This is a genomic window from candidate division KSB1 bacterium (genome assembly GCA_034506255.1).
Lineage (GTDB): Bacteria > Zhuqueibacterota > Zhuqueibacteria > Zhuqueibacterales > Zhuqueibacteraceae > Coneutiohabitans > Coneutiohabitans thermophilus.
In genome coordinates this window covers 266,888-289,377 of sequence record JAPDPX010000005.1, presented here as the reverse complement: position 1 = coordinate 289,377, position 22,490 = coordinate 266,888, and the positions used below count along the sequence as shown (strand labels likewise).

Genomic DNA, 22,490 nt, shown 5'->3' with positions numbered 1-22,490 from the left:
AGATTGCGGCAGCCCGCTGCCGGCCGTGCCGCCGGGGTGCCGGACTCAGGCAAACGCCAGTTGCAAAACGTACAACAAAACCACGGCGCCCAGCGCCAGCAGGATGTAAGTTTGGATCTTGCCGGTTTGCAGCTCGCGCAGCGTGCTGCCAAACCAGCCCACCATCGCCGCCACGCCGTTGACCACGCCATCGATGATGCGGTTATCGTGCCAGCCGCTCAGGCGCGAACCCCAAACCGTGATTTTGGCGGCGGCGTTGACCAAACCATCGATCACCGTGGCGTCAAACCAGGCGGAAAGCCGGCTTACCAGCAGGGTGCCGGCCACCACCGTGGCGGCATACAACTCGTCAAAATACCATTTATTCCAAAGGAAGTCGTAAACGGGTTTGAAGCGGCTGACCAGCTCGTCGGCGGAGAATTTCTTCCAGTAGTAGAAGGCCGTGGCCAGCAGAATGCCCGCGCCGGCGACGAAAATGGAGAGCGACATGGCCACAGTATGGGCGGTGTGTGCCACACCCTGCCCGCCTTCCCCGCCTTCCAGCAGCAGACGGCTGGCGGTGAGGGTTTCCGGCTTGCGAATCAAATCGGCAAACCAGCTGCCGTAGCCGCCCACCACGGAGAAGAACGCCAGGATGATCAGGGGAATGGTGATGACGCTGGGCGATTCCTGAATGTGCTGATGGATGTCGCGGCGTGCCGGCTGGCCGGCAAAGGTCAGGTAGAGCAGGCGGAACATGTAGAAGGCGGTGAGACCGGCGCACAACACCAGGATCACGAAAATGAGCAGGTGCACCGGCTGGTGCGAAGTCAGCGCTTTTTCCAGCGCGGCGGCCAGAATGGCATCCTTGCTGAAGAAGCCGGAGAGCAACGGCACGCCCGCGATGGCACAGGCCGCAATTGTCATGGTGGAAAAAGTGAGCGGCATTTTGCGGCGCAGCGCGCCCATGTTGCGCATGTCCTGCGCATCGGTGTGATGGTCATGCAGGTGATGCAGCGCCTGATGCATGGCGTGGATCACCGAGCCGGAGGCCAGGAAGAGCAGCGCTTTGAAATAGGCATGGGTCATGAGATGGAACAAGCCGGCGGTGTAGCCGCCCACGCCCAGGGCCGCGATCATGTAGCCGAGCTGGCTCACGGTGGAATAGGCCAGCACCCGTTTGATATCCACCTGGGCGAGTGCGATGGTGGCGGCGATGAAGGCGGTCAGCGTGCCGGTGATCGCGATCACCAGCAGCGCCTCCTCCGTGAACAGGGGATAAACCCGGCCGACCATGTAGACCCCGGCGGCGACCATGGTGGCGGCATGAATCAACGCGGAGACCGGCGTCGGGCCTTCCATGGCATCGGGCAGCCAGACGTGCAGGGGAAACTGCGCCGATTTGCCCACTGCGCCCAGAAAGATCAGCACGCCGGCGGCGGTGAGCCAGGGATCGAGCAGACGGCCCTGGGCAATCCCGTCGAACACCTCGCGGAAGTTCAGGGTGCCGAGCTGCGCGAGCAGGATCATGATGCCGGTGAACATGCCGATATCGCCGACGCGGTTGACGATGAAGGCCTTCTTCGCGGCATTTGCGGCGGAATCCCGCTCGAACCAGTGGCCGATGAGAAAATAGGAGCAGACCCCCACCAGCTCCCAGAACATATAGATGCCGAAGAAATTGTCCACCAGCACCAGGCCGAGCATCGAAAAAGAGAACAGGCCGAGATAGGCAAAGAAGCGACTGTAGCGCACGTCGCCGTGCATATAGCCGATGGAGAAGAGATGCACCAGGGCGCTGATCAGGGTGACGACAAACAGCATGACCGCGGTGAGATTGTCAACGGCCAGCCCAAGTTGGAGGCGCACCGGGCCAAGGTCAACCCAGTTGACGGTGGCGGCCACGCGGAAGTTGGGATCGTAGGCGCCGAAGACCCGGCCCAAAATGACCAGGGCCAGCAACAGACTGAGGGTGATGGCGCCGGTGGCGAGCCAGTCGCCCTGGCGCGGCAGGCGCTTGCCAAAGAAGATGAGAATGGTGAACGCGGCGAGCGGCAGCAGCAGGAGGAGGACTGCCTGGAGGAGAATCGTATCCACGGAAAGTTCCCGAGATTAGTTGTGCCCTTTACAGAACTGGTGCGCCGTGATATTCCGTCAATTTCCCGCACGACTGCCTGCGGCCCGGCATTTGTGAGGAGAGCGGTGCCGCCTGGCGCCCGTTTTCGACTCGCGCGGCTGGCGCCGCTGCGGCTCAACCGGCAAGCGAATCCGCCTCATCGAGATTGACCGAGCGCAGGCGCTGGTAGATGTTCAGCACAATTGCCAGCGCCACGGCGACATTGGCGGCGGCAATGATGATGACGAAAATACCAATCACCTGGCCGTCCAGATCGTGATCGCGATAGCGCGCGAACGCGATGAAATTGAGGTTGGCGGCATTGAGGATCAACTCGACGCCCATCAACACGGTCACGGCATTGCGTTTGGTGATCACGGCGACCAGACCCAGGGCGAACAGGAGCGCCGCCAGGAGGAGAAAGTGCGAAAGTCCGACCTGCATCAGCGTGACTCCCTGCGGGCAAGATAAGCCGCGCCGACCAGCGCGGCGAGTAAAAGGATCGAAACGATTTCGAACGGGATGAGGTAATCGCCCAGCAGCAAGTTGCCGAGCGTGGCGGTGGTGGCGGGCAACTCCGGCGGTTTGGTGATCATCCAGTCGTTGCTCAGGATCAGCCGGATGAGAATGGCGGCCACGCCGGCGCACACGATCACCGCCGGCAGCACCTGCAGCGTGCCGGTGCGCATCACCAGCCCGGTGATTTTTTGCGACAGCATGACGCCGAAAAGCAGCAGCACCAAAATGCCGCCCACATAAATCAGCATCTGCACGGCGGCCAGAAAATCCGCGCCCAGCAGGACGTAGAGACCGGCCACGCCGATGAAGGTGAAGAGCAGACCGACGGCGTTGTAGATGATGTTGCGGCCGAACACCATCACCGCCGCGGATGCCAGCATGGCTGCGGCGATGACATAAAACATCAGGTCAAAAGTCGTCATGCGAGAATCCTGAAAGAGGGGGAGGCGCAGGTGCCGTCCGCGCCGGCGGTCACAACGCCATCCACAATCCCACCGCAAAAATACAGACAAAGGCAAAGGGCGTCAGCACCTTCCAGGAGGTGTGCATGAGCTGATCGACGCGCAGGCGCGGCAGCGTCCAGCGCAGCCACATTTGCACGAACACCAGCGCATAGGTTTTACCCAGCAGCCAAAACACCCCCCAGGCGCCGCCGTTGAGCAGATTGCCGAGCGGGCTCGACCAGCCGCCCAGGAACAATGTCGCGACCACCAGCGAAACCACCACCATCTCGCCGTACTCTGAGAGCATGAACACCGCCCACTTGAACCCGCTGTACTCGGTGTGAAAGCCACCGACCAGCTCCGATTCCGCCTCCGGCAGATCGAAGGGCGTGCGGTTGCATTCGGCGAGCGTCGCGGTGAAGAAGATGATGAAGGCGATGAAATTGAAGGGGGGATACTGGAAGATCACCCACTTCCAGAAACCGCCGTCCTGCGCCAGGGTGATCTCGCGGAAGCTCAGCGAGCCCACTTGCATCACCACCACCAAAATGGCCAAACCGGCGGGGATTTCATAGCTCACGATTTGCGCGGCGGCGCGCATGCCGCCGAGCAGCGACCACTTGTTGTTGGAGGCCCAGCCGGCCAGCAACAAGCCGATCACCGAGAGCGAGGTGATCGCCGCGACGAAGAACACCCCGATGTTGAAGTCGGCAAACTGGAAAGCGCGGGTGTAGGAGAAGGCGGCAAAGGCGGCGCAGGGTGCGGCAAAGACGATTAGGGGGGCGAGCAGGTGCAGGTGTTTGTCGGCGGCTTTGGGAACGATGTCCTCCTTGAGCAGGAGTTTGACCGCGTCGGCGAGCGTTTGCAGCACGCCCTGAAACGGCCCCACTTCCATCGGCCCCAGGCGATCCTGCATCCAGGCGGAGACCTTGCGTTCGAGCCAGACCAGAAACAGGGCGTTGACCGCCATATAAATGCAAATCACCAGGCCGAACACCGCCATCACCAGAACAGCCACCAGGATCTCTTGAAAGCCCAACTGCGCCTGCAAATAGGCGATCAATTCATGCATGGATTCCTCTCTTGAGCTGGATCATCGCCGTGGTTGCGGCTGCTCCTGCACCGCGCTCCGCCGGAAAACCACCTGTGCGGGGTGGTGCGGCACGTTTTCCCGGCGGGGTGAACTGCTTCGCCGGCAGGTGCCGGGGGTGCGCGATCAAGCCGGTTCGCCCACGGATTCTTTTGCGCCGGCCGGGACAATGCCGGGCGGCGGCAGTTCTTCATAAAGCTCGGGCGAGCGGGCACGCGCGTATTTGCCGGTCTCGGGTTTGTCCCACTCCAAATCCCCCTTGCGCCAAACATAGGCGAGGCCGAACAGCAGAATCAACACAAACACTGCCATTTCGACAAAGGCGAAGGCGCCGTATTGATTGAGCTGTTTGAACACGGCGGCCCAGGGGAAAAGCACGGCGATTTCGACGTCGAAGATCAGGAAGATGAGCGCGATGACGTAGAAACGGTTGTTGAATTGAATCCAGGATTCGCCGACGGGCTGTTCGCCGCATTCGTAGGTGGACATCTTGGCGGCCGTGGGGTTCCGGGGTTGCAGCAGGCGGGAGATGAGAAGATTGATGGCGATGAAGGCAGCGCCGGTAATGAAGAAGACGAGTGCCGTTCCAAAATCAAATAACATTTCCCTTCCTTCCCTCGCTCACGAGTGCAACACGAGCTGCCTGTGATGATGTGTCCCGTCGCACAGGGACGAGCAGAAAGAGAAACGCCGCGTCTCACCGGGTGACGAATTGTGAGTCGTTTTCCTCTCTCCGCAGGGTTTTTGATCAGGAACAACGTTTTGAGTCGCGGGCATGATATAAAAAAAAGGCTAGAGAGTCAAGCGAAAAGTCGGCAGCGGGGGCCATGCGGAGTGTTGCAGCAGCCCTCAGGACGCAAAGGCCCGTCAATGCAGCGGTGGTAAAACACCGCCAATCACGTTCCGGCCAGCAGCTCGAGGATGCGGTCCACTGCGGAGCGTTCGCCCGCATTCAAATAGCGGGCGGCGTAGCGCGGCCGGGCCGCTGCCAGCGCGGCGAGGGTTGTCTGATCGCCCGCCAAAATGCGCTGCAAGGCCGCCTGCAGCTCCGCCGCATCCCGCGCCGGCACTGCCACCCCCTCGGAGACCGAGGGAATGGCCTCCGGCATGCCAAAAAAGTTGATGCCGATGATGGCTTTGCCCGCCAGCACCGCTTCCTGAATCACGCTGGTGTTCCAGGCCAGCAGCACATCGGCGAGCGGCAACAGCTCCTGCATGTCCTCGTTTTGCAGCAGGCGCACGCGGTGCCGCAGCCCGCGGTTGTTTCCGGACAGGCCCTTTTCATAAGCTTCACGCTGATCACGCGGATGCAATTTGATCAGCAGAAACCACTGCGGCTCAGCGGCCAGAATCTCGAGCAGCGCGCGGAGATAGCGCGAATTGCGTTCCGGCACATCGTAGGACAGGCGCGGCACAAAAGGCGTGGTGGCCCACAACAACACTTTCACCCCGGCCGGCAGGCGATAACGACGACGCAGACCGGCGGCTTCCGCCGGCGCGATTGCCGTGGCCGCAAAGCGCGGCTGGCCGGTGACCACGATCTTCTCCGCGGCGACGCCGTGACGCATGAGCAGGGCGCGATCATGTTCGCCCCACACCGCCAGTTTGTCGGTCACCGCCTGGCGATAGTGCTGCACGTCGGCGATGGCGCCATGTTGAATGTTGAGCGTGGGAATGCCGAGGGCCTGCGCTGCCAGCACGATGATTCGGCCGTGCGTCGTGGTGTCATCCGCCACCACGACATGCCGCGGCCGGGCCCGCTCGAGCAAGTCGAGATAGACTTCGGCATACAATCGCAGGCGGCCAAGCTGCTGGCGCAGGAGGCGCAGCAAACTCGCCCGCAGAAACGGCCGCAGATCGACGCCCGCAAAATGGAAAATCGCTTCGTCACCGAACAAGTCCCCCTGCCGGAGCGGCGCGGCCTTCCAGGCGCGATAATGCCGCCAGGCCCCCGCGGTAATGAAATGGCCGAAGCGGCGATAGGGTACGCCGCGTTCGCGAAAATAGCGGCAGGCTTCGGGCGTGCTGACAATGACGAGACTGGGCCACGGCAGCCGGCGCAGGATCGGCAGAAAGGTGCGGGCGTGGTTGATATAGCCGGCGGAGAACAGCACATAATCACCGGCCAGGCTGGCCGGCCTGCCGCGGGCTTTCAGCCAGGGCGTTTCACTCCACCAGTAATCGAAGTAAAAGTGCAGCGCCGGCCGCCAGCCACCGCGATAGCGCACGCGATTGCTCAGCCAACTGTTCCTGAAGCGTTGCCGCAACTGCCACAGCACGCCGCGCGGTGCCGCGGCGGTCAGAAGTTTCACCTCCGGTTGCGAAGCGAGCAGCGCCTCGAGCCAGGGGATTTCACTCGCGGGCGCGATCACGCGCCGTGGCCGGACGGTGGCAAGCAAACGGCGGTAAGCCGCCAGCTTGCGCAGCGCGGTTGCCCAGGGTTCATAAAACTGCACCAGGGCCGTGGCGACCGGCAAACCCGCATGCCGGGAACCCGGAAAACTCTGCAGCCAATCGGCATGGCGCTGTGCCGCGAGAGCAGTCACTTCCTGCAACTCTTCATTGGAGAGCAGATGCGGCGTCGCGAGCCAGGTTTGTGCGGCGGTTTGCAGATGCTGTTGCAGGCGGGGATCATCGGTGAAGTAGACGCAGTCCCCCGTCTCTGCTGCCGGGGGCGCGGGCAGAGGCGCGTCGCGGTCCGGCACAATCAGGGTTTTCACGATGACCACTCCCGGCGGCCGGGTACATAGGCGAGCAGGCCGAAGGCCAGGACGAACACACCGACTTGCAGCAGCGGGGTGAGCGCGGGATGTCCAGTATCAATTTGCAGCGCGGCGGCGAGGCTGACGGCGGCCAGGAGGTAGGGCAGCATGAGACGTCCGGCCAGACGCCGGAGCAGCATGTGGTGGAAGCCGAGATGGCGCCGCGCGGTGAAACCAATGACGCCGGCGGCATAAAGAAAATAGGTGACGCTGGTGGTGGCGGCAATTCCGGCAATGCCCCAGCCCGCGAAAATCGCGGCGAAATTGAGCAGCAAGCCCAGCGCAATCGCCGCGAACAAGCTGATCAGGTATTGTATCTGGCGGTTGATGGTGACCAGCAGATTGGCACTGGCGCCGACCAGGCTGAGGAAATAAAATCCCGCAAAGAGTATGCGGGCGGCGGGCAGACCGGCGCGGTATTTCGGCAGCCACTCGAGCAGCAGCGGCAGGCCGAGATACGCGCCGCCCAGCACCAATGCCATGAGGTAGGCGGTGATCACCGTCGGCCGGATGACATAGCCGGCCACGCTGCGTGGGTCGCCCGTTGCGCCATAGCGCTCGCCCAGCTTGGGATAAATCACCTGATTGATGGTGGCCGGCACATAGGTCAGCGCCGCCAGCACCAGCGGCCCGAGTGCATAATAGCCGAGTTGTTCGCTGCCGAGAAAATGGATGATCAACACGCGGTCCAGCGTCGTCATCAAACTGTAGCTCAGGCCGACGATCATCATCGGAAAGCCCAGTCGCAGCAATGGCGGGATGAGACGGAAATCAAAATTCAGGCGCCAAATCACGGGGTCAACGGCGCGCAGGCAGAGCGCGACCGCCACCAGCGCCCCGGCGAGAAAACCGTGGAAGATGCCGGTGAAACCGGCGTGATAAACCCACGCCACGGTCACCACCAGCTCGATCAGCGCCGAAACCACCAGCGTGCGGCTGAGCAGGTCGAAGCGATCATCGGCGCGCAGCCAAAACTGGAAGAATTGATAAAGCTGCTGCGCCAGCAGCACCGCGGCGAGCAGACGCAACGCCACGGCTTCCAAACCGGCGACCAGCGGGGTCATGCTGATCAACACCAGCCCTGCCGCCAGCACCAGCGTGGCGAGCATGGTGAACGTCAGGCTGACGCGCGCCAGCGCCGGAATCGCCGCGCTCGCACCGCGGCCGCGACAGAGCGGCACCTCGCGATTCATGGCATTGAGCACGCCGAGATGGGCATTCACACCGTACACCAGCAAAATCTGCAGGCCGTTCCACAGACCGAACAACTGCGGGCCGAGCAGGCGCGCCAGCAGGAAATTCTTGACGAAGCGTGCTGCCTGCACGATGACATTGGCGCCCGACAACTGCATCACCTGCCGCACAATCAAACGGCGGTTGGGGTAAATGCCGGCCGCGGCGCTGTGCTGGCGGGTCAGCACGTAGGTCTCGTGCTCCGCGCGGCTCAGCAAACAATAGCCGGCCTTCTCGAAGGCGCGCAGCGAGGCCGTGTTCTGCGGTTTGATTTTCGCATAAATTTTCGTGATGGCCGGATGGTGCTCGAACACATACCCGCTGCCGGCCGCGATCAAGGCCGTGCCCAGCCCGCGGCCGCGCGCCTCCGGTGCCAGGTTGATGTTGATTTCCGCGCTGTCGCCCGCCAGGTCGAAGCGCACCACGCCGATCCTCTCGCTGCCCGCCATGCCGATGAGCAGCAGGCGGTCGCGGCGCGCCAGTGTCCGGCTGAACCAGCGCCGGTGTTCCGCCGGCGAAATGGGATCACTGTGAAAGGAGTTGGCGCGGGTGACGGGATCATTGCGCCAGCGCAGCACATCCTCGCTGTCGTGCTCGCCGGCCGGGCGCAGATGGATGCGGGTGGTCATGGCGTGGCGCGGTCAGCCAATCATATCCCAGGACAGAATATCATCGGCTGCAATGTTGACGCGCGCGGTGCGGCCGATGACCAGGTCCATCAAATGGGTGGGAATGCCGAACCCCGGCCGTTTCACCTCCAGCATCGCCGCCGTGATGGTGGTGCCCGCGGGAATGTCGCAGGCGGCCACCAGGCTGCGCCGTGCCAGACGGTGCAGCTCGGTTTCGGCGGCGGTATGCCGCTTCAGCCCGCGGCCGAGCGCCTTTTCAGTTTTGCGGATGCTGTCGATCATCTCGCGCAATTGCGCCGGCTCCATCGCGAAGGGATGATCGGGACCCGGCAGCGAGCGGTCGACGGTGTAATGTTTCTCGATGACGCAGGCGCCCAGGGCCACCGCGGCGATCGGGCACACGCTGTCGAGCGTGTGGTCGGAAAATCCCACCGGCACCTCGAAGGCGCGGCGCAGGGTGTCGAGGGCGCGCAAATGAATGTCCTCATAAGCCGGCGGATAGTTGATGGCGCAATGCAGCAAAATCACCTCGCTGCTGCCGGCCTGCGCAATCGCCTCCAGCGCGCGCTCGATGTCCGCCAGGCTGGCCATGCCGGTGGAAAGAATGATGGGCTTGCCGGTGCAGCTGATGTGGCGCAGCAGCGGCAGGTGGGTGATCTCAAAGGAGGCGACTTTGTAGAAGGGTACGTCGAGTTTGGCGAGCAGATCGACCGCTTCCAGATCAAAGGGCGTGGCGGAGAAAATGATGCCCTGTTCCCGGCTGTAGGCCTGCAAGTCCGGCAGCCACTCGCGCGGCAGCTCGAGCTTCTTGATCAAATCATACACCGTCTCGCTTTCCTGCGTGAGCTGCTTCTCCTTCAAGTAGCTCATCTTCGGCGTTTTTTTGGAATAGATTTTATCGGCGGTGAAGACTTGAAACTTGACGCAATCGGCGCCGGCTTGGGCGGCGACCTCGATCAGCTTCTGTGCCAGCGCAAAATCACGATTGTGATTGGAACCCGCCTCGGCAATCACGAAGCAGGGTTCGCCTTCGCCAATGCGGCGGGATTCAGTAAGAGGAATCGATTTCATGCACAATCTCCCCGGCAACACGTTCCGCGCCTGCACCATCCACCAGGCGCCGGCCACGCGCCGCCAGCTCTTGCCGTTCACTGCCATTTTCCAAAAGCACAGCCGCGCGCGCGGCAATCTCCTCCGCCTGCAAATCCTCGTGCCAGCCCAGCACCTGTGCGATGCCCAGGCGGCCGAGTGCCGCGGCATTTTGCCGTTGATTGTCGGCAACGATCAACAGCAAACTCGGCACCCCGAGACAGGCGAGTTCGTAAGTCGTCACGCCGGCGCCGCTGATGGCGAGGCTGGCGCCCGCCATCACGGCCGGCAGATCCGGCGGCCGGTGCAGCACGCGCAAACGGGGATGCGCCCGCGACCAGTGCTGCAACTCCGGCAGGCTGGTGGTTGCCGGGCCGGCGACGACGACGAGATGGACCGCTGCCGGCAGTGCCGCCAGCAGACTGCGGGCGAGACGCAGACTCCATTGCTGCGGATCCGACCCGCCGATCAACACCAGAACGTAGGGCGGCGTCGCCGGCGGCAGGGCGGCAAGGCGCGTTTCGCGAAATTGCCGGCGCAACAGTGCATAACGCGGACCGAGCCGCAGGCGCGCCCCGGCGGGAACGTCATAGCGCAACTCCGCGGCATAGGCATTGTGATTGATCACCATCCCGGCTGCAATCGGGAAGCCGGCAAAGTCATCGATGCACACCGTGCGCCAGCCCGCCGCCTGCAGGGCGCGAAAATATGCGGCATCGGCGGCGTAGCTATCGACACAGATCAGCCGCGTGCCCAGCCGCTCTGAGAGCGCGGCAAGCTGCGTGAGTTCCGGCGCCCCGCCGGCGAGCACCTCCACCTGATGGCCGTGTTGCCGAATCAGCGCCTGAATCGCCGCCGGCGTCACCGTGACCGCAAAGCACGCCTGACAGCCACGACGGTGCAGCGCCTCCGCCAGCGCCAGGCAGCGATACACATGGCCAACGCCCAGGGTGTGGCTGCCGTCGGTCCGAAAAATGATTGCCTTACTCACCGAGTTGCTTTTGCCGAACATGTTGATTGCGCGCCGCCAGTTCGGGCCGGCTGCGCCAGAGTTGCAGCAACTCCGCCAGCGTGAAATGATGGCCGCGGCCCGTTTGCAGAAAATATTGATAAATGCCTTCCACCACCTGCAGGTCCTCGGGCGTGTCCACCGTCACGCGCAGCGCCGAGGCCTCGCAGTCATTTTCAAAACCGGCCAGTTTGAACATCTGCGGATGCTGGTAGAGGAAAGGTGTGACATGCTCGCGTTCATGGGCCTGTTGCGCCTGTTGCTGCGCGCGGTGCAGCGCGGCGAACGAAAAGATTTCGAGATCATAACCGCGCGGGAAGCTGCGCTTCAGCGTGTTGCTCAGGTAATCCACCGGCCGGGCGAAATAGGCCTCCAGCATGGCATCGAGCACCCGCGCGTCGATGAGCGGACAATCGGCGGTGACGCGAATCACGGGATCGACGCAAAACTGCCGCGCCGCCTCGTGGTAGCGGTGCAGCACATCGTTTTCGCTGCCGCGAAAGCAGGGCACCTGCTGCTGTTCACAAAACGCGGCAATGGCATCATCCTGGGGCAGGGTGGTGGTGGCCACGATCACCCGGCGGCACAGCCGGGATTCCGCCAGCCGCAGCAGGCACCATTGGAGCAGCGGCCGGCCCGCGACCGGGCGCAACACCTTGCCGGGCAGGCGTGTCGAGCCCATGCGTGCCTGCAGGATGACGGCGGCCGACCATGCCGTCTTGTCGGAGAGCATGCTCATCGGCAATGGCGGTTGACGACTGTGAAAACCGTTTCGATCACCCGCTCCACCTCGGCGTCCGTGAGTTTGGGATAAAGCGGCAGTGAAAGTGCGCGGCTGTAGTAGCGTTCCGCGCGGGGATAATCGCCGGGCCGGGTGCCGAACTGCCTGCGGTAATAGGGCAGCAGGGGCACGGGAATGTAATGCACCTGCACGCCGAGACCGGCCTGCTGCAGCTCGAGGAAGATCGTGCGCCGGTCGCAATCAAGCCGGGCGAGGTCGAATTCCAACACATAGAGATGCCAGGCGGTGAGCGCGCGCGGCACTTGCGGTGGAATCAGCGCGGGGTGCGTGCCGAACGCGGCATTGTAGCGCGCGACGATCGCGGCGCGGCGCGCGATGAACTGCGGCAGCTTGCGCAACTGGCTCAGCCCCAGCGCGCACTGGATGTCGCTCAGGCGGTAGTTGAAACCGAGCGCCTGCATTTCATAATACCACGGCCCCTCATTGCGCTCGAGCAGTTGCGGATTTTTGGTGATGCCGTGGCTGCGCAACAGCAGCAGACGCTGATACAAGTCTTCGCGGTTGGTGAGAATGGCGCCGCCTTCGCCGGTGGTGACATGCTTGACCGGATGGAAGCTGAAAATCGTCATGTCGGAATGCGCGCAGGCGCCGACGCGCAGGCAGGTGCCGCCGGCTTCATATTCACTGCCGAGGGCGTGCGCGGCATCTTCGATCACCACCAGATTGTGGCGGCGCGCCAGTTCGGCGAACACCGGCATGTCACAACTGCGGCCGGCAAAATGCACCGGGATCAGGCCGCGGGTTTTGGGTGTTAGCCGGCGGGCGACCTCGGCGGGATCGAGATTGCGCGTGCCGGCATCGATATCCGCGAACACCGGCCGGCCGCCGAGATAGACGATGCAGTTGGCCGAGGCGGCAAAGGTGAGCGGTGAAGTGATCACCTCCTCGCCGGGCGCGAAGCCGGCCGCCAGTGCGGCGCAATGCAATGCCGCCGTGCCGTTGGCCACCGCCACGGCATACTTCGCGCCGCAATACTGCGCCAGCGCCTGTTCAAATTCCGCGACTTTTTCGCCCTGGGTGAGATGGTGATGGCGCAGCACCTCGACCACGGCGGCGATGTCCTCCTCGTCCAGCCAGTGCCGGCCATAAGGCAGCCAATCGCGACTCATTCGCCCACCAGTTTTTTCAGTTCCTCCGCGCTCAACCACCAGGTGTTGTTGTCGCTGCTGTAGCTGAAGTCATCCGGCACACGCCTGCCCGCGCCGTGATTGGCCGGCCCCCACCAGGGGAACGCCGGCTCGACGATGAAATAGGTGTCGAACTCCAGGGTGTGATGCGCCTCGTCGCGCGGCACCATGGTTTCGTGAATTTTCTCGCCGGGCCGGATGCCCACCACCTTCAGCCGGCACTCCGGCGCCAGCGCCTTGGCGAGATCGGTGATGCGCATGCTGGGAATCTTCGGCACGAAAATCTCACCCCCCTGCATCAAATCGAAGCAGCGGAACACGAATTCCACCCCCTGTTCGAGGGTGATGAAAAAGCGGGTCATGCGCAAATCAGTGATGGGCAGTTCGCCGGTGGCGCGCCGCTCCTTGAAAAAGGGGATCACGCTGCCGCGGCTGCCGATCACGTTGCCGTAGCGCACCGCGCTGAAACGGGGCCCGTGCGCGCCGGAATAGGAATTGCCCGCGACAAAGAGCTTGTCCGAAACCAGTTTGGTGGCGCCATAGAGATTGACGGGATTGGCGGCTTTGTCCGTGCTCAGGGCAATCACGCGCTGCACGCCGTTGTCGATGGCGGCTTCGATGATGTTCTGGGCGCCCAGCACGTTGGTCTTCACCGCTTCGATGGGATTGTATTCGCAGGCGGGGATTTGTTTGAGCGCCGCGGCATGCACCACGATGTCGACGCCGTGCAGCGCGCGGTGCAGCCGCTCCTTGTCCCGCACGTCACCGAGAAAGTAGCGCAGAATCGGATCGCGGAACTGCTGCTGCATTTCGTATTGCTTGAGCTCGTCGCGGCTGAAGACGATCAATTTTTTCGGCCGGTATTTTTGCAGCGCAATCTCGACGAATTTCCTGCCAAACGAGCCGGTACCGCCGGTGAGCAAAACGGTCTTGTCACTCCAGTTCATGACGCCTCTCACAGTGGAATTGCCTGTAGGTTTGCGCATCCCTCACGAGGAAAAACTTTCGTCGTCGTGCCTTCCGGCACCGACCTTGAAGGGTATACTCCACAAGTTTTTGGTGGCACCTGAATTTTGCACCCAGGTTGAAGCCATCAGCGGGGAACGCCGATTTGATCGCGACGCCCGGCCACCCCAGGGGGCATAAAAAAATGCAGGCAAACGTGCTGTCAACTCCGGCAGGGGGGGCACTGTTTTAGCGAGGTTGCATGCCGCATTTCCCAAAACTCTGTCAGGAGTGACCGGCTTGGCCCCTCTCAAAAGAGAGAACGCGCCAGATCATGAGAAATTCTCCAGGCCACTCCCAAGGGAGTTTAAAGAGATGCAGGATTCCCAAGTCTACCAACAATTCCCTCCTCGCGGCGTTTTGTGAACACGGCATTTCCTCCTGGCAACAGCGAGCCGGCATGCACAATCCAGGTATTTCATTGGTGGCTGGCCGGCGCCGCGATCCGCTCCAGCAGGAACATGGTGTCCGTCAGGTCCTGCCCCAGGTAACGATAACGATCTTCCCGCGGCAGACGCAAATCGGGAAAGGTGTCGAGATAAAGCCGGGCAAAATCCGTTTTCCACAGCAAACCGTCATGGCCGCGGTAGTTGACCTCGGTGTAACGCTCCGCAAAATACTCGAAGCCCCAAATGTAGCGTCTGGTGCAACGGTGAATCTCCCGCAGCACCGCCGTGATCTCGGCGGGCGCGATGTGAATCAGCACGCCGGAAGTGAAGACCAGATCGAAGAAACCGTCTTTGAACGGCAGATCGTGGGCGACACCGGTGAGCAAATTGATGTGGCGGATGCGTTGCCTGGCCAGCTCCACGGCATATTCCTGCAGCTCGATGCCGTAGAGCGAGGTGAAGCCCATTTGCTGCAGGCAGAGCAACTGGTTGCCGATATTGGCCCCCACCTCCAGGATGCGCAGGTTGCGATCGAGCGCCTCGAGCTGGTGGCGGTTCATTTCGGTGCGGCTCAGGCCGTAGGTGTGCCGGTATTTTTCCTCCATCTCCGCCAGCGTCCAGGCGTTGCGATCGGTGCAGGCTCTGCCGAATTCGCCGCGCCAGGCCTCGATCGGCGAATTCCCGCGGCGGGCAGGCGGTATTCCTGTTTTCATGTTTATCTGCCAGTCCGTTACCGCATCATTCTGGAAAGCTCCTTGGGAGCGCAGCATTTTCGTGACGCCGGCTTTCAGTCTGCCTGGGTTTGCAGCAGATCACACTCGCGAAGGTTTTCAGCGTTCTCGCCGCCGCGCCTTCAGACCCCGGTCTCGAAGGCGCCACGACAAAATTTATTTTCAGAGGAAACCGGCCTGCCAATTTGCAAGCCGGCGGGCAATATAAATACCCGGCGGGAATTTTCCACAGAAAAAATCTTGCGATTCGTGGAAAATCATCCTATATAGCGCCTCATTCTGAGCCGCAACCACGTGACGCAGTCCTCCTGCCTGCGGACCAATGCCGGCAGCCTGCGCGACAACGCTCTCAGGGCAGTACCAGAACGCGGTGTTCATGCCGCAACCAAAATTTTGAACCGCGAAAACCGTCCGGTCGGTATTTTTGCGTTGCGGACGGTTTCACGCTTCAAAAAACTTTGCGGGCGTGATAGTTTCTGCGGAACAATACACCAATTTCGCCAAGGATCCCCGCTTCTCCATGTCCAAGAAAACCTCTTCGCACCGGCGTGCCGCGGCGGCCGGCGGGCCCGGTCGCACGGCCGCGACTTCGCCCACCTTCACCTGGTTCACAAAGCATCCCGTGCTGTCTGCAAGCGGCGTTTATCTCCTGCTCATGCTGGTGTTTTTCTTTGAGACCATCTTCCTGGGCAAGACCTATCTCTCGCCCGATGCCCAGGCGCCGCTCGCCCTTTCGGCACCGTTGAAGAAAGCATTGTGGGAGGAAGGCGTGTATCCCCAGTGGCTGCCCCACATTTTTGGCGGCATGCCGAGCTTCGCGAGCCTGACGTACAATCCCCTTGCCTATTTTCCTCACGCCCTTGTCGAGGTGATCAGCCGCGTGGTGCCGGTGCGCGGCATGTTGCTTATCGCCCTGCACTATGTGCTGGCCGGCTTGGGGGTTTTTCTGTTTCTGCGCCGCAAGGGTGCGGACTATCTGCCGGCGCTGCTGGGCGGTTTGGCGTTCATGCTCACGCCTTATTTGATCACCATGATCATTTTCGGCCACGGCTCGCAGATGATGACAGCCGCCTACCTGCCGCTCGCGCTGTGGGCGGTGGATCGCCTGCTCGAAAAAGTCTCGCTGCGGAATATCGGCCTCGCCGGCCTGACGCTCGGCTCCATGCTGCAGCGCGGCCACATCCAGATCGCCTACTATGGTTTGATGCTGGTGGGATTTTTCGTGCTCTATGAGCTGGCAACCGTGCTCCTGCGCAAACAGGCCGCACGCGTGCTGCCGATGCTGGGCGGTTTTGCCGCGGCCGTGGCCCTGGCGCTGGCCCTGGCTGCCATTCTGTTTCTGCCGGTGCAGGAATACACGCCCCACTCCATTCGCGGGTCCGCCTCGGTGTTGCAAACCACGCAGGCGGAGGCCGGAGTCGGCTTCGATTATGCCACGCAATGGTCGTTCTCGCCCGGAGAGATGATGACCTTTCTGCTGCCTTCGTTTTACGGCTTCGGCGGCATGACCTATTGGGGGACGATGCCCTTCACCGATTATCCCAACTACATGGGCATTCTGGTGCTCGCGCTCGCCATCTTTGCACTGATCAAACGCGTGCCGCATGCCGGCTTTCTCGGCGCGAGCATCCTGCTGGCGCTGCTGATCTCCTTCGGCCATCATTTTGAATCCTTCTACCGGCTGTTCTACGACTATTTCCCGCATTTCAACAAATTTCGTGTGCCGGTGATGATCCTGGTGCTGGTGCAGGGTTGCGTTGCGATTTTGGCGGGCCTGGGCTTGCAGGCACTGCTGCAGCCGCTGGCCACGCCCGCCGCACAGCGCGCCAGCCGCCACGCGGGGATCGCGAAAAATCTCTGGCGGATGGCAGGCGTGCTCCTGCTGTTGGCGCTGCTGATAACAGTGTTCCAGAGCAGCCTGCAGCAGTTCATGGCCGGCCTCTATCCCGATCAATATGATCCCGCCACCCAGGCGCGCCTGGATGAAATGCGTTTCGACATGCTGTTTGGAGATTGGTGGAAGCTCACGCTGCTGGCAGGCACGGGTCTGGTGATGCTGGCGCTGGCCTTTGCCGGCAGGATCGCCCCGCGCACCGCTGCGGCGGTCATCGTCGTCCTGACGCTCATCGATCTCTGGATCGTCGACAAGAAAATCGGTAATCCACCCGCGCCTGAACGCAACGCCCAGGCCGTTCTCCAACCCGATGCCGTCGCCCTGTTCCTGCAGCAGGACAAGAGTCTTTACCGCATCTATCCCACGCTCGATCTCTTCCGTGAAACACACTGGGCGGCGCAGGACATTCACAGCGTGGGCGGCTATCATGCCGCCAAGCCGCGGCGCTACCAGGATTTCCTCGAGGCCACAGATCTGCAGAGCGGCTTGCTGCATGACTATTTCACCGTGGTTGTAGAAAACGGCCGGCAGGGTCTGCAGCCCAAACCGGTGGAGGCGATTCCGGCGGAGCGCCGCACGGTCATCAAAAATCTGCTCGACCTGCTGAATGTGAAATACATTCTCGCCTTCTTTCCCCTGCCGGAGGAAAACTGGGTCAGCCGTGCCACCGTGACGGTGAACTATCAAGGCGGCGCCTATCCGTTGCACATCTTGGAAAACACCACGGCCCTGCCGCGCGCCTTTCTGGTGGGACGCTATGAAGTGCAAACGCAAAATCTGGCGGCATTGCAGCGGCTGGCTGCCAGCACCTTTGATCCGCACACCACCGTCCTGCTCGAACAACCACCCGCGCTGGAACCGCAGCCCGACACCACGGCGCGCGCCATCGTCACGGAATATCAGCTTCATCATCTCACCATTGAGACGAGCGCGGCGTTTCCGCAGATTTTGGTGTTGAGTGATAATTATTACCCCCCTGGATGGCACGCCTATCTCGACGGCAAGCCGGTGAAAACCCAGGTGGCCAATTATTGTTTTCGCGGCGTTGCCGTGCCTGCCGGTCAGCATCGCATCGAATTTCGCTATGCTTCACGGGCCTTCACCACCGGCGTGTGGCTGAGCCTGGGTGCGTTGGTGTTGTGTGCGGGCTTCATATTTGCCGGTCGCCGGCATGTTTGAAGCGGGTGCGCGCCAGCCGCACAGGAGGCGCCGCACTGCGTCGTTTTGTGTGCCGGGCTCTGCGCGATCCGTTGCCGGCGGGAAGAGCGTGCTGTGCGGCGGCAGGATGCGTGCGAAAATAAGGATTGCAATTGAGTCGGCGCTGCTATAAATTTGCCGTCCTGATTTGACCGGAGAGATTGAGTGGTCTCATCCCCGCGCGTTCCTGCCTGGCGGGCTGTGAGTCGTGATCACGCATGCAGTTTGTGACTTTCCCCCAAGGGTCATGCCGCACGCGAACCGAAACAGCGGCCAGCGCCGGCCGAGGGAGGGGCGGGAAGGGTATGCCGGCCGCCGGTCTGCTTGAAGGAGACATTGTTCATGAAGTTGCAGGATATTTTATCAAAAGATTTGATCAAAGTCCCGCTCGCCAACCGTGACAAGACCAAAGTGATCGAAGAGATGGTGGATATGCTGGCGGCGGCGCGCCGGATCAAGGATCGCAACCAGGTGCTCAAAGCCATTCTCGACCGCGAGGCGGTGATGAGCACCGGGGTGGGGGAAGGCGTGGCCATCCCGCACGGCAAGGCCGAAGCCGCGCCGGAAATTGTGGCGGCGCTCGGCATTGCCCATACCCCGGTGGAATTCGACGCGATCGATGATCAACCGGTGCGGCTGGTGTGGCTGCTGGTCGGCCCGCCGCATCAAACCGGTCCGCACTTGAAAGCACTCAGCCGGATTTCACGCCTGGTGCACAAGCGTGATTTTCGCGAGCGCCTGCTGGCTGCCGCCACGCCGGCAGAAGCCTTTGGCACCATCAGCAACGAGGAAGAAAGCTTCCATGAATCCTGATCGTCGCGGATCTGCGCGGCGGCGGCCGTAACCTCCCCACCGCCTGCTCACCTGCTCCGCAGCTAGCCTGTCTGTCCTCACTATGCTTTCCAAAGCCGACCTGAAATCCATCTCCCGCTTGCTGCAGAAGAAGTACCGCGAGGAGACAAATTGTTTCCTGGTGGAAGGCGGCCGCCTGTGCGAAGAAGCCATCCAATCAGGCTGGGAAATTGAACACATCATCTACTGCCCCTCGCTGCTCAACTCACTGCGCTCGCATCAGGCCCTGAAGCTGGCGCTGCAACGCGGCCTGCCGGTCGAAGAGGTGAACGTCGAGACTTTTGCCAATCTCTCCGACACGAAAAACTCGCAGGGCATCGTCGCGGTGGTGCGCAAGCGGCCGCCCGCCCGCGACCCGCTGGAGCAGATGAAGCAGGTCCCCCGCTGTTTGTGGGTGGCGATCGAAAAACTGCACGACCCCGGCAATCTCGGCACGATCTTGCGCACCGCGGACTGGCTGGGCGTGGACGGCATCATCGTGGGCAGCACCTGTGTCGAAGTGTACAATCCCAAGGTTGTGCGCGCCAGCATGGGCGCGCTCTTTCGCCTGGCGATTCACGAAGTGGAGGATGTCGTCGGTTTGCTGCGCAAATTTCAGATGTTCGGCTGTGTGCTCTACGGCGCGGACCAGTCCGGCGACTTTCCCTACACCACCCTGCGCTTTTCGGCCAGGAAGGTGCTGGTGCTGGGCGATGAAATCGAAGGGCTTTCCCCGCAAATCAAGGAGATCATCCAGCATCGCGTCTCCATTCCCAAACGCGGTGGCGGTGACTCCCTGAATGTTGCGATTGCCGCGGCGATTTTGCTGGCCGAAATGTGTCGATGAACCGCACGACTGCAGAAAACCGGGTCTCCTCCCCCGCCGCCCTGTATCCCTCGCTGCGCGGCGTTGCCGGCGTGCTTTTGTTTTCCTCCATTCCCCTCATTATTGCCGGATTCTTGAGCGAGCGCACGCTCACCAAATGGCCGCTGCTGTTCGGCGAACTGACCCTGCTGCTGCCGGCTTATCTCCACCTGCGCCACCAAAAACTCGCGGCGCGCACGGTGTTTCGCCTCCGTCCGGTGAGTGCGCGGGTGGTGGCGGTGACTCTGGCGCTCGGGCTGGCGATCACGGTGCTGGCCTTCGAAGTGGACTGCCTGGTGAGTGTGGTGCTGCCTTTTCCCGAGCAATGGGAGGCGATCCTGCAACGCACGCTGCAGGCCGACAGCGCGATGGATTGGGTCATCATGCTGCTGGCGGCGGTGCTGTTTGCCGGCGTGTTCGAAGAAATGTTGTTTCGCGGGTTTGTGCAAAATGCCTTTGAACAACGGCACCCGCCGGCCTACGCGATTTTCATCACTGCGATTCTCTTCGGCGCCGTGCACCTGAATCCCTGGTGGTTTTTGCAATTCATCTTCATCGCCTTCTTTCTCGGCATCCTGGCGTGGAAGAGTGACTCCATCATCCCCGGCGCGATTGTGCATGCGCAGAACAACCTCACCGCTTTGCTGCTCAACAATCTCACCCAGGACGCCACCAACCCGCTGCGACAATGGCACGGCCATGTGCCTCCTTTGCTGCTGCTCGCGGCCGTGCTGGTGCTGGGGGCGGGCTTGCGCCTGTTCTTCCGCTATTGCGAGGAAGAGACCCCAATTCCCACGCTGTTGAACACGCCACTGTCCTCACGCTGAGCCGGCCCGCGCTTTCCGCATTCCCCCCGGCTTGATACTACTGTTTAGCCAAACGATTGCCTTCTCTTGACCACAGCCAATCTGTGCGCAGGTTTCACGCCCGGCACAGTTGCGACAGATTGCCGGGAAGAGAGTTCGCCGAACGAGAGTCTGGGCTGCAACCATGAACCGAATCATCATTCTCAACGACGACCTCGAATCTCAGATGCGCATGTATCTGGTGCTGTGTGCGGCTTATCGCATCGACATTGCCGAAAATGAGGTAACCTTGATGCGGTTGTTGCGGCGGAAGCGGCCGGATTTGCTGCTGCTAGATGCGCATTACAGCAGTTTCAACCAGGACGGCAAAACCGCCTGCAAACTGATCCAAAAGATCAAACACAAACACCGCCGTGTGCGCGTGCTCGCCATTGTCGCCGGCGACGAACGCCTGGGCTGCGCCCTGCAGGAATGCGGCGCGGATGGCTGGGTGGACCGGCACATCGGCGCGGAAGAGCTGCTGGCCCGCGTCCATCGCCTGCTCGCCCTGCCAACCCCCTTCACCCTGGACGCCGTCGGCCTCGACGAGTCGGAAAGCCGCGCTGCTTTGAGCTCAAACGAATTGTTTTGAGTGGCCATCATCCACCATCACCGCCCTGTAAAAAAATGGGACGGCACCCGTTCGGCCGGCGTTTGCGCAAAGGCGGCTTCTCCCCTGCGCGCGAAGTTTTTGTGCAAGCCACGAAATTGTTCAAACAGCCCGCCAGCCGGCAACGGTCTGTCACGCGCGCGGATGCCGGACCAAAACTGCGAGTGTTGCCAGCTCCGAGTGACGAAACTCGCAGTTGTGTGTGCGTCCCCGCCGCGACCGTCACTTCCTCTCCTTCAACCGGATTGCACTGCGGGGTGGAATCCGGTTTTTGCTTTTGTCGGCCGTCATCACTCGCATCAGCGCCTGTGTGCTGCCCGTCTCCCGCACGCGCTCTCTCCTGTTTCGGTCCTGTCTCCCTTCACTGAATTTTGCACCCGGCTTGATCCCTCCGCGAGAAAAGCCGATTTGATCGCGACACCCAGCCACCCAAGGGCTAGCACTGTCAACGGAATTCTTTAGCCCCCGCCCCTCGTGAGCGGCTGTTCAAAGATGAATTTTTGCTACTTCAACAGCGCCCCCAAAGGTGACGGGGCTGTAAAAAATTAACGTAACAGTGCGCGAGTGCATAAAAAATTTTGCAGGCCAACGTGCGGTCAACTCCGAAAAAAGTGACCTTTGGGATTCTCATCAAAAAAATGCGCCCAATCATGAGCAATTCGACAGGCCACTCCCGACGGAGTTTAAAGACGCGCAAGCTCCCCATGTCTACAAACAGTTCACTCCTGACGGAGTTTTGTGAGCAAGACATTTCTTCCAGGCAGGAGCAAGTCCGCATGCAAAATTCAGGTATGAACAACGCGCTCTACTCGCGCTGTTTGCTGGCGCGGCCTCGCGATGAGAGGGAGGACAACCGGCAATTCCGCGTGGGACGCCCTGTTCATCGCACGGCAGAGATGCAACCCTTGATGTGAAGATCCAATCCCAAAATCCGCCCACGAAAGCGAAATCCCACGAAAAAAGCATTTTCGTGGGAGAGAAGACGTGACGCCCTCGGCAAACGGGCGCATTTCGCAATCAGGCCGCTCCACATTCGAAAAAAGTTTTGTTTGACTGCGATCGGAATAACCGGCGGTGTATTGGTGAATACGCCATTTCTTCCGCGCAACAACAAGCCAGCATGCAAAAGTCAGGTCCTCACGCACGGTTTTGCCCCTTGCTTTTGCAGGGCTGGTTTTCTATTTTGACGCACAATCAACGGTTGCCGTCTCGGTGGGATCTCCCGATTCCCCTGTGGTGCTGTTGGAAAAACGCGCGAAAAGCAATGTGCGCAACGGAGGCCGGTGGCACTGGGTGGGTTCCAACAGCGTACCGCGCATCATTTG

20 protein-coding genes are annotated in these 22,490 nt (G+C 61.5%); 6 read left to right on the top strand and 14 right to left on the bottom strand.

Annotated features, from left to right (window positions below; genetic code table 11):
• Window positions 1–45 precede the first annotated feature (45 nt).
• The 14 genes from nuoL to ONB52_11970 all read right to left on the bottom strand — a co-directional run bounded on the left by nuoL (window position 46) and on the right by ONB52_11970 (window position 15,301).
• Window positions 46–2,076 (bottom strand): NADH-quinone oxidoreductase subunit L, encoded by a 2,031-nt coding sequence (gene nuoL, locus ONB52_12035; protein ID MDZ7416869.1) that lies wholly within the window; start codon window positions 2,074–2,076, stop codon window positions 46–48.
• A gap of 154 nt (window positions 2,077–2,230) precedes the next feature.
• Window positions 2,231–2,539: an NADH-quinone oxidoreductase subunit NuoK gene (nuoK, locus tag ONB52_12030; GenBank protein MDZ7416868.1), complete on the bottom strand. Its 309-nt coding sequence runs from the start codon at window positions 2,537–2,539 to the stop codon at window positions 2,231–2,233.
• Window positions 2,539–3,036, bottom strand: a complete 498-nt coding sequence (locus tag ONB52_12025) for an NADH-quinone oxidoreductase subunit J (protein MDZ7416867.1) — start codon at window positions 3,034–3,036, stop codon at window positions 2,539–2,541. The genes nuoK and ONB52_12025 overlap by 1 nt, the downstream gene beginning before the upstream one ends.
• 49 nt (window positions 3,037–3,085) lie before the next feature.
• Window positions 3,086–4,129 (bottom strand): NADH-quinone oxidoreductase subunit NuoH, encoded by a 1,044-nt coding sequence (gene nuoH / locus ONB52_12020; protein MDZ7416866.1) that lies wholly within the window; start codon window positions 4,127–4,129, stop codon window positions 3,086–3,088.
• A gap of 144 nt (window positions 4,130–4,273) precedes the next feature.
• The gene (locus tag ONB52_12015; protein ID MDZ7416865.1) at window positions 4,274–4,750 is read right to left on the bottom strand and encodes an NADH-quinone oxidoreductase subunit A; all 477 of its coding nucleotides are present in this window, start codon (window positions 4,748–4,750) and stop codon (window positions 4,274–4,276) included.
• Window positions 4,751–5,043: 293 nt separating this feature from the next.
• The gene (locus ONB52_12010) at window positions 5,044–6,867 is read right to left on the bottom strand and encodes a UDP-N-acetylglucosamine 2-epimerase (GenBank protein ID MDZ7416864.1); all 1,824 of its coding nucleotides are present in this window, start codon (window positions 6,865–6,867) and stop codon (window positions 5,044–5,046) included.
• Window positions 6,864–8,771 (bottom strand): GNAT family N-acetyltransferase, encoded by a 1,908-nt coding sequence (locus ONB52_12005; GenBank protein MDZ7416863.1) that lies wholly within the window; start codon window positions 8,769–8,771, stop codon window positions 6,864–6,866. Before ONB52_12005 ends, ONB52_12010 begins: the two co-directional genes overlap by 4 nt.
• 12 nt (window positions 8,772–8,783) lie before the next feature.
• A complete protein-coding gene (locus ONB52_12000) occupies window positions 8,784–9,842 on the bottom strand; it encodes an N-acetylneuraminate synthase family protein (protein ID MDZ7416862.1) in 1,059 nt (352 codons plus the stop codon).
• Complete coding sequence (pseG, locus tag ONB52_11995; GenBank protein MDZ7416861.1) at window positions 9,820–10,851, bottom strand: UDP-2,4-diacetamido-2,4,6-trideoxy-beta-L-altropyranose hydrolase; 1,032 nt, start codon at window positions 10,849–10,851, stop codon at window positions 9,820–9,822. Before pseG ends, ONB52_12000 begins: the two co-directional genes overlap by 23 nt.
• The gene (locus ONB52_11990; protein MDZ7416860.1) at window positions 10,844–11,608 is read right to left on the bottom strand and encodes a glycosyltransferase family protein; all 765 of its coding nucleotides are present in this window, start codon (window positions 11,606–11,608) and stop codon (window positions 10,844–10,846) included. Before ONB52_11990 ends, pseG begins: the two co-directional genes overlap by 8 nt.
• On the bottom strand, window positions 11,605–12,780 hold the full coding sequence (gene pseC, locus ONB52_11985) for a UDP-4-amino-4,6-dideoxy-N-acetyl-beta-L-altrosamine transaminase (GenBank protein ID MDZ7416859.1): 1,176 nt from the start codon (window positions 12,778–12,780) through the stop codon (window positions 11,605–11,607). Before pseC ends, ONB52_11990 begins: the two co-directional genes overlap by 4 nt.
• Window positions 12,777–13,745: a UDP-N-acetylglucosamine 4,6-dehydratase (inverting) gene (gene pseB, locus ONB52_11980; protein ID MDZ7416858.1), complete on the bottom strand. Its 969-nt coding sequence runs from the start codon at window positions 13,743–13,745 to the stop codon at window positions 12,777–12,779. Before pseB ends, pseC begins: the two co-directional genes overlap by 4 nt.
• Window positions 13,746–14,221: 476 nt before the next feature.
• Window positions 14,222–14,905, bottom strand: coding sequence for a methyltransferase domain-containing protein (locus ONB52_11975; GenBank protein ID MDZ7416857.1), 684 nt, complete (start codon window positions 14,903–14,905; stop codon window positions 14,222–14,224).
• Between the two features lie 180 nt (window positions 14,906–15,085).
• Window positions 15,086–15,301 (bottom strand): hypothetical protein, encoded by a 216-nt coding sequence (locus ONB52_11970; GenBank protein ID MDZ7416856.1) that lies wholly within the window; start codon window positions 15,299–15,301, stop codon window positions 15,086–15,088.
• Between the two features lie 142 nt (window positions 15,302–15,443).
• Here ONB52_11970 and ONB52_11965 point away from each other — a divergent pair, with 142 nt between their 5' ends.
• The 6 genes from ONB52_11965 (at window position 15,444) to ONB52_11940 (ending at window position 22,079) form a co-directional block, all read left to right on the top strand.
• Window positions 15,444–17,996, top strand: a complete 2,553-nt coding sequence (locus ONB52_11965; GenBank protein ID MDZ7416855.1) for a YfhO family protein — start codon at window positions 15,444–15,446, stop codon at window positions 17,994–17,996.
• A gap of 360 nt (window positions 17,997–18,356) precedes the next feature.
• Complete coding sequence (locus tag ONB52_11960) at window positions 18,357–18,827, top strand: PTS sugar transporter subunit IIA (protein MDZ7416854.1); 471 nt, start codon at window positions 18,357–18,359, stop codon at window positions 18,825–18,827.
• An 82-nt stretch (window positions 18,828–18,909) separates the two neighbouring features.
• Window positions 18,910–19,692 carry an RNA methyltransferase gene (locus ONB52_11955; protein MDZ7416853.1) on the top strand — a complete coding sequence of 261 codons (783 nt, stop codon included), beginning with the start codon at window positions 18,910–18,912 and terminating at the stop codon, window positions 19,690–19,692.
• Entirely contained in the window at window positions 19,689–20,537 is an 849-nt protein-coding gene (locus tag ONB52_11950; GenBank protein MDZ7416852.1) for a CPBP family intramembrane metalloprotease, read from the top strand. The genes ONB52_11955 and ONB52_11950 overlap by 4 nt, the downstream gene beginning before the upstream one ends.
• 163 nt (window positions 20,538–20,700) lie before the next feature.
• On the top strand, window positions 20,701–21,147 hold the full coding sequence (locus ONB52_11945; GenBank protein MDZ7416851.1) for a hypothetical protein: 447 nt from the start codon (window positions 20,701–20,703) through the stop codon (window positions 21,145–21,147).
• Window positions 21,148–21,941: 794 nt separating this feature from the next.
• Complete coding sequence (locus ONB52_11940) at window positions 21,942–22,079, top strand: hypothetical protein (protein ID MDZ7416850.1); 138 nt, start codon at window positions 21,942–21,944, stop codon at window positions 22,077–22,079.
• Window positions 22,080–22,490: the final 411 nt, after the last annotated feature.

Excerpts from the sequence above, each read along its gene's own strand:
- nuoK (MDZ7416868.1), bottom strand. The coding sequence starts at position 2,539 with ATGCAGGTCGGACTTTCGCACTTTCTCCTCCTGGCGGCGCTCCTGTTC.
- ONB52_12025 (MDZ7416867.1), bottom strand. The coding sequence starts at position 3,036 with ATGACGACTTTTGACCTGATGTTTTATGTCATCGCCGCAGCCATGCTG.
- nuoH (MDZ7416866.1), bottom strand. The coding sequence starts at position 4,129 with ATGCATGAATTGATCGCCTATTTGCAGGCGCAGTTGGGCTTTCAAGAG.
- ONB52_12015 (MDZ7416865.1), bottom strand. The coding sequence starts at position 4,750 with ATGTTATTTGATTTTGGAACGGCACTCGTCTTCTTCATTACCGGCGCT.
- ONB52_12005 (MDZ7416863.1), bottom strand. The coding sequence starts at position 8,771 with ATGACCACCCGCATCCATCTGCGCCCGGCCGGCGAGCACGACAGCGAG.
- ONB52_12000 (MDZ7416862.1), bottom strand. The coding sequence starts at position 9,842 with ATGAAATCGATTCCTCTTACTGAATCCCGCCGCATTGGCGAAGGCGAA.
- ONB52_11990 (MDZ7416860.1), bottom strand. The coding sequence starts at position 11,608 with ATGAGCATGCTCTCCGACAAGACGGCATGGTCGGCCGCCGTCATCCTG.
- pseC (MDZ7416859.1), bottom strand. The coding sequence starts at position 12,780 with ATGAGTCGCGATTGGCTGCCTTATGGCCGGCACTGGCTGGACGAGGAG.
- pseB (MDZ7416858.1), bottom strand. The coding sequence starts at position 13,745 with ATGAACTGGAGTGACAAGACCGTTTTGCTCACCGGCGGTACCGGCTCG.
- ONB52_11975 (MDZ7416857.1), bottom strand. The coding sequence starts at position 14,905 with ATGAAAACAGGAATACCGCCTGCCCGCCGCGGGAATTCGCCGATCGAG.
- ONB52_11970 (MDZ7416856.1), bottom strand. The coding sequence starts at position 15,301 with ATGAACACCGCGTTCTGGTACTGCCCTGAGAGCGTTGTCGCGCAGGCT.
- ONB52_11965 (MDZ7416855.1), top strand. The coding sequence starts at position 15,444 with ATGTCCAAGAAAACCTCTTCGCACCGGCGTGCCGCGGCGGCCGGCGGG.
- ONB52_11960 (MDZ7416854.1), top strand. The coding sequence starts at position 18,357 with ATGAAGTTGCAGGATATTTTATCAAAAGATTTGATCAAAGTCCCGCTC.
- ONB52_11955 (MDZ7416853.1), top strand. The coding sequence starts at position 18,910 with ATGCTTTCCAAAGCCGACCTGAAATCCATCTCCCGCTTGCTGCAGAAG.
- ONB52_11950 (MDZ7416852.1), top strand. The coding sequence starts at position 19,689 with ATGAACCGCACGACTGCAGAAAACCGGGTCTCCTCCCCCGCCGCCCTG.
- ONB52_11945 (MDZ7416851.1), top strand. The coding sequence starts at position 20,701 with ATGAACCGAATCATCATTCTCAACGACGACCTCGAATCTCAGATGCGC.
- ONB52_11940 (MDZ7416850.1), top strand. The coding sequence starts at position 21,942 with ATGCAAAATTCAGGTATGAACAACGCGCTCTACTCGCGCTGTTTGCTG.